This is a genomic window from Marinospirillum celere, assembly GCF_900112235.1.
GTDB classification, from domain to species: Bacteria; Pseudomonadota; Gammaproteobacteria; order Pseudomonadales; family Halomonadaceae; genus Marinospirillum; species Marinospirillum celere.
Map to the genome: position 1 here is coordinate 21,690 of NZ_FOLH01000010.1, position 6,029 is coordinate 27,718.

Annotated in this window: 6 protein-coding genes; 3 read left to right on the forward strand and 3 right to left on the reverse strand. The window is 50.3% G+C overall.

Going from position 1 to position 6,029, the window contains the following annotated elements; genetic code table 11:
- Positions 1–11 precede the first annotated feature (11 nt).
- On the reverse strand, positions 12–950 hold the full coding sequence (gene prmB, locus BM185_RS14525; RefSeq protein WP_091965244.1) for a 50S ribosomal protein L3 N(5)-glutamine methyltransferase: 939 nt from the start codon (positions 948–950) through the stop codon (positions 12–14).
- A 105-nt stretch (positions 951–1,055) separates the two neighbouring features.
- Between prmB and BM185_RS14530 the strand changes: the two genes are divergently transcribed.
- Positions 1,056–1,625 (forward strand): Smr/MutS family protein, encoded by a 570-nt coding sequence (locus tag BM185_RS14530; RefSeq protein ID WP_245751782.1) that lies wholly within the window; start codon positions 1,056–1,058, stop codon positions 1,623–1,625.
- Here BM185_RS14530 and BM185_RS14535 read toward each other — a convergent pair.
- Positions 1,622–2,545, reverse strand: a complete 924-nt coding sequence (locus tag BM185_RS14535) for a 2-hydroxyacid dehydrogenase (RefSeq protein ID WP_091965246.1) — start codon at positions 2,543–2,545, stop codon at positions 1,622–1,624. The two genes, BM185_RS14530 and BM185_RS14535, sit on opposite strands and share 4 nt — an antisense overlap.
- 141 nt (positions 2,546–2,686) lie before the next feature.
- On the opposite strand from BM185_RS14535, the gene BM185_RS14540 reads away from it, so the two are divergent.
- Positions 2,687–3,901 (forward strand): HDOD domain-containing protein, encoded by a 1,215-nt coding sequence (locus tag BM185_RS14540; protein ID WP_091965248.1) that lies wholly within the window; start codon positions 2,687–2,689, stop codon positions 3,899–3,901.
- Positions 3,902–3,913: 12 nt separating this feature from the next.
- Here BM185_RS14540 and BM185_RS14545 read toward each other — a convergent pair whose 3' ends face one another.
- Positions 3,914–4,378 (reverse strand): chemotaxis protein CheX, encoded by a 465-nt coding sequence (locus BM185_RS14545; protein ID WP_091965250.1) that lies wholly within the window; start codon positions 4,376–4,378, stop codon positions 3,914–3,916.
- 236 nt (positions 4,379–4,614) lie between these two features.
- Here BM185_RS14545 and BM185_RS14550 point away from each other — a divergent pair.
- Positions 4,615–6,029: acetoacetate--CoA ligase (locus BM185_RS14550; RefSeq protein ID WP_091965252.1), on the forward strand; the 1,415-nt coding region annotated here is incomplete at its 3' end.

Genomic DNA, 6,029 nt, shown 5'->3' on the forward strand with positions numbered 1-6,029 from the left:
CTCAATGAATATTAGGAAGAAGCTGCTGAATCAAATTCAGCTTGGTATTGATCCAGCTGCTCTGCGGTAAGCACAAAAACCCCTCTGGCCTGGGATTCAAATTCGACCCAGAGGAAAGGCACTGCGGGGAAGAGTGCTTGTAAATGTTCTTCGCTGTTACCCACCTCAACGACAAGAAGGCCCCCATCCTTGAGATGCTGCCGAGCTTCGGCCAAAATAACTCGAACCAGTGATAAGCCATCTTCACCAGCGGCAAGAGCCAATTCAGGCTCCTGGCGATACTCATCCGGCATCAGGGATAGATCCGTCGCATCAACATAGGGCGGGTTGGTGACAATCAGATCAAATTTCTCGCCCTGCAAATTGGCAAAGAGATCTGAGTTATTGGTAAACACCCTGTCTTGCAGGTGATGGCGAGTGATATTTTCTTCTGCCACTTCCAGGGCATCTTCTGAAATATCACTTAAAATCACCTGGGCCGTTGGAAAAGCATAGGCGCAGGCAATCCCTATGCAACCACTCCCGGTACAAAGATCTAGCAGGCGTTTAGGTGGCTGATCTTCACTAATCCAGGGAGAAAAGCTATTCTCTATCAATTCAGCAATTGGCGAACGGGGGATCAGCACCCTGGGGTCCACTTTGAAGGGAAGGCCGGCAAACCAGCTTTCACCCAACAAGTAGGGTAAAGGGGTGTGCTCTTCACAGCGGCGGCGGATTAATTCCAACAGTTTTTCTCTTTCCAATTGGGTTAAACGGGCATCCAATAACCGTTGGTCGGTATCCCAAGGCAGATGAAGGCTACCCAATACCAGGTGCAGGGCTTCATCCCAGGCATTGTCAGTGCCATGACCATAGTAGAGGTTATGTCGGTTAAACTGGGTCAAGGCCCAGCGAATAAAGTCACGCAGGGTTTGTAATTCCTGCACCAAAGAAGTAGTGGACTGACTCATGGGACTCGCTTTTCCTGAATCGGCTGAATGAATTCTTCAAGTCTAACAAAACACCAACCTGAAGGCTGCAAAACTTCATGGCAGAAGCAGGTTTAAGGAGTCTAAGTGTCTTCGTCGGATGATCAACCGGATGATCTCAATCTTTTCCGGGAGTTGATGAAAGGAGTTCAGCCTCTTCGCCATGACAAAAAGGCTGATTTAAGTAAGGCGCCCAGTCGTAGAGACCGGGAACAGCAAGCTTTGAGGCGTCAGGCCGCTGAAACAGAAAGCGTCAGCCAGCTTGAAGATGGCCTGTCTGATGGCCAGGTTGCTCCGGTCAACCCAGGGGACAGCCTAGCTTTTCATCTGCCCGATCTGCCTCAGCGCACTTTTCAATCCCTGAAAAAGGGACGGATCAGCTGGCAGGAAGGCTTGGATCTGCATGGCTATACCATTGAAGCGGCCCGCACCCAGTTGACCAGCTTTGTCCGTGATGGCCGCGCTCGAGGCTATCGCTGCTTGTTGCTGATTCATGGCAAGGCCTACAATCGTGAAGGTGAAGTGCCCAGCATCAAATCCCATGTCAATGCCTGGCTGAAACAGATGCCGGAAGTGCTGGCTTTTGTTTCAGCACTTCCAGCGGACGGTGGTACAGGGGCGGTTTATATCCTGCTTCGCACCCGACAGAAAAGTTAATAACCGCTTTCAGGACGAACCAGCCCTTCCGGTTCCCCGCCTGCTTCAAACTTTTTCAAGCTAGCCACCACCTGCTTAACGGCTGGTTCGGGCAGGGTGGCTGCTGCCATGTGAGGCGTCACAAACACCTTAGGGTGCTGCCAATAGGGATGATCGGCTGGTAAGGGTTCCTCATGAAAGACATCCAAGGCTGCAAAACGCAGGTGGCCACTTTCCAACAAATCCAGCAAGTCTTCATCAACCACCTGAACACCGCGGGCCACATTAACCAAGGAGGCTCCTTTGGGTAGCCTGCTCAAAAGCTCACCATTGAGTAGCCCTTGAGTTTGAGGTGTGTTGGGTAAAAGGCTGATAAGCACATCCGACTGGCTAACCAGTTGTTTTAAGCCTTCGTCACCGGTAAAAACGTCCACGCCATCCAGCTCAATCGCACTTCGCTTCCAGCCACTCACCGGGTATCCATAGGAAGCCAGGGTTTTCGCAACCTGCTGCCCCAGTGCACCCAGTCCCAGAATCCCTAAACGCATTTGATGACGCATGCGTGCAGTGTGCTCTTGCCAGCGATTTTGGCGCTGCTGCTCTAGGTAGGTATCAAAATCTCTTTGTACCGTTAAAGTGGCCCAAAGGATATATTCAACCATTTGGTCGGCCATGCCTGCATCCAACAAACGTACCAGGGGAACCTCTGGTGACAAGTCATCGCGACGAACAAAGGCATCCACACCCGCACCCAAAGCAAACACAGCTTCCAGGTTAGTAAACTTTGCAAACAGGTCTTTGGGTGGACTCCAGGCTGCGACCCAGCGAATTTGGCTGGCATCATAATCATCATCCGCAGTAACCACCTGAAGATCTGGATACTCTTGAGCAAAGTAATCCAGCCAGAGCTGCTGATCGGGTTCTATGTGCAGATAAAGCATGCAACCTTCTCCTTAGAAAATGTATTATCTCTTTACACTAACCAATAGACAGCCAAAAATCCAAGTTCACCTGAACAAGATGTCTTCAATTTGTGTTACCTTGATAAATCATTAATTACTGAGCAAAGGTTCCGGGTCAAAATGAAACTTCAGGACTTACGACAATTCGAACAATTTTCACAGCTTTCTGAAGAACACCTCATCCTTATCAAACCTCTACTCAAGGTCAAGCGTTGTCAGCAGGCCGGTGAACTTATCCTGCCCAGGGGCTACGAGAAGGACCGGGAATTTTTTCTAATCAAAGGACGCATCCAGCTAATTGCAGCGGATGGTCAACAGCAAGAAATCGAAGCAGACACCCCCGCAGCCCGCTTGAGTATTGCCCGTTTAAGACCCAGTCTTTACGAAGTGGTCAGTGCCAGCGCTTGTGAACTTCTAGTCATTCCAGGTCGCTCTTTACGCCAACAGGTTGAAGCAGCCACCATTGACCAGGAAAGCAACCCGAACTTTTCTGAAGCAGCCAGCCGCTACTACCGCAGAATTAAAACAGCACTTGAAAATGGTAACTTCACTCTACCCAGTTTACCCAGTGTCGCCTTGAAGGTTCGTGAGGAACTACAGCGTGAAGAGCCTGAAGTTAAAAAGCTGGAAAAGCTGCTTAGTCGTGATCCTTCAATTCTTGCCAAGCTCCTGGCAGCGGCTAATAGCCCTCTCTACCGCCGTGGCAGCCCCTGCAAAACCAGCAGTGAGGCCATCATGCGCCTGGGTCTGGATACCACCTCTGAGTTAGTCATGCTCTTCTCCCTGCGCCATCTCTTCAAGGCTGAAAATGCTTGGGTTAAACAGCGTATGCAGGAAACTTGGTCACAGGGTGTCAGAGTGGGTGCCATTGCCCAAATGCTAACCCTGCATCACCCTCAACTCTCGGCTGATCAAGCACTGGTAGCTGGCTTACTACATAACATTGGTGAACTGGCGATTCTGCGCTTTATTGATCAGGATGAAACCCCGGACCCTGAAGAGCTGGAAGGTGTATTGGAAGAACTGATGCCGGAAGCAGGTGTTTTACTGCTCAAATACTGGAACTTTGATCCGCAAATTATTGAGCTGGTTGCACACTTGAACAGCTGGCAGAGAGTGACAGCAGGTGAAGAAGCAAGCTTGGAAGACCTCATCCGTATTTCTCGACTGCACAGCTTTATTGGCACTGAAAACCAATACCGCTACCCCAGACTTGACGAAGTACCAGCTTTCCAGAAGCTTGCTGACAAAGGACTAACCCCGGATTTTAGCCTGACCCTAATAGAGGATGCCAAAGATCAGGTCGAAGAAATCCAGGAAATGTTTGGTCTTTAACACCAAAGACCTTTATTCCCTGAAGCAGACCTCAACAACAAAGTCGCCACTTTCCACATGAAAAGGCAGTAGAATCTTAGGGCCATAGACGCTGTGCAGTACCTGATGGCCTTTTCCTACAAAGGTTACCGGCTGGGACAGATAAAAGTCATAGCCTTCTTCTGACAGTATCTTCTTAGCACCACCTGATACGATGTTAGTAACCTCACCCACCAGGTCGCGGACAGTGCCATCTATCTTTTCCGGGCGCTCGCCCAGCATTCTTTCAACCAAATCCAAAGCCACTGACTCTGAAAAGGTAATCGCCAGTGAACCAGCGGTCTGCTCACCCATAAGATCAATAAAGCCAGTTACTACACCGCGGGCAATATTGTCATCCTTGAGCACGGGTTTGCCAACTTGCGGCTGCATATTCGCCATAGTACGCAGTACATTCATCATGGCATGTAAGAAAGGATTGATAAAGTCTGCCCGCATAGCTCCTGCCTTAAAATATAAAGAAAACTTTAAAAGACAAGCTTACAGTAAAGAAACATCAAAAGGGAGAGATGCCAAGCAAAATACTCCCACCTCAGACAAACTTTACGTTTACGTAAACTTCCACTAATGCTATTTTTAAACTCTTAGTGCAACTATCCTGTGATTCTCCCAGCAGGTTGGTTAAGCTTCAAATAAGAATACCTTGGAAAGAACAATAACCAGGAGGCCTATCCATGTCCCAACCCCTCTGGCAACCCAGCCCTTCACAAATTGAAGCCAGCCAGCTTAAACGCTTCATGAAAAGTGTTAACCAGCGCTACCAAACACAGCTTGAAACCTACCAACAGCTTTACCAATGGAGTGTAGAAAACAATCAGGAATTCTGGGAGCTGGTTTGGGAATTTTCCGAAGTCGTTGCTTCTGACCAGGGCAGCCGGGTGCTGGACAACCCCGACAAGATGCCTGGTGCCCGCTGGTTTCCTGAAGCACGGCTGAATTTTGCGGAGAACCTGCTGCGCTTTCGAGATGACCGCCAGGCAGTGGTATCTCTGCGTGAAGATGGGCAGCGCACCTCCCTGACCCATGCCGAACTCTATGATCAGGTCGCTCAGATTGCCCTGGCCCTGGAAAAAATGGGGGTGGGTCCTGGAGATAGAGTCGCCGGTTTTGTACCCAACTGCCACTATGCCCTGATTGCCATGCTGGCTGCGACCAGCCTGGGTGCCATCTGGTCCTCCTGCTCACCAGACTTTGGATTTAACGGCGTGCTGGATCGCTTTGGACAGATTGAGCCTAAAGTCCTTTTTGCTACGGATGGCTACCTCTATAACGGCAAGCGCATTAACAGCCTGCCGCAGGTAGCGGAAATTGCTGAAGCCCTGGACGGGCTGGAACAGGTGGTGGTTTTCCCCTATCTGAATGCTCATCCTGAAATTACCTCGGTGAGTAAAGCCAGCCTCTGGGATGATTTTCGCATTCCTGATGCCAAAGAAATCGACTTTGCCGAACTGCCCTTTGATCATCCGCTTTACATCATGTACTCCTCCGGCACCACGGGGGTGCCCAAGTGTATTGTTCACTCAGCCGGCGGCACCCTGCTGCAACACCTGAAAGAACACCAACTGCATACCGACCTGACTCAGAAAGATGTACTCTTTTACTACACGACTTGCGGCTGGATGATGTGGAATTGGCTGGTCTCCGGTTTAGCCGTAGGCGCCTCCCTGGTGCTCTTTGATGGCTCCCCCTTTGCACCCGAACCCAAGGCACTATGGGATGTCGCTGAGCGTGAAGGCATTACTGTATTCGGCACCAGTGCCAAGTATATTGCCGCCTGTGAAAAAGCCGGACTCCAGCCGGGTAAAACCCATGACCTATCCAAACTAAGAGCCCTGCTGTCTACCGGCTCTCCTCTATCCCATGAATCCTTTGATTATGTCTACCGCGAAATCAAGGAAGACCTCTTGCTGGCATCGATTTCCGGGGGCACCGACATTATTTCCTGCTTTGCTTTGGGCTGCCCAATACGCCCCGTGTATCGCGGCCAATTGCAGTGCCGGGGCTTGGGGATGGATGTACAGGTCTATAACGACCAGGGCCAACCGGTTGTCGGTGAAAAAGGTGAGCTGGTTTGTGTCCAACCCTTCCC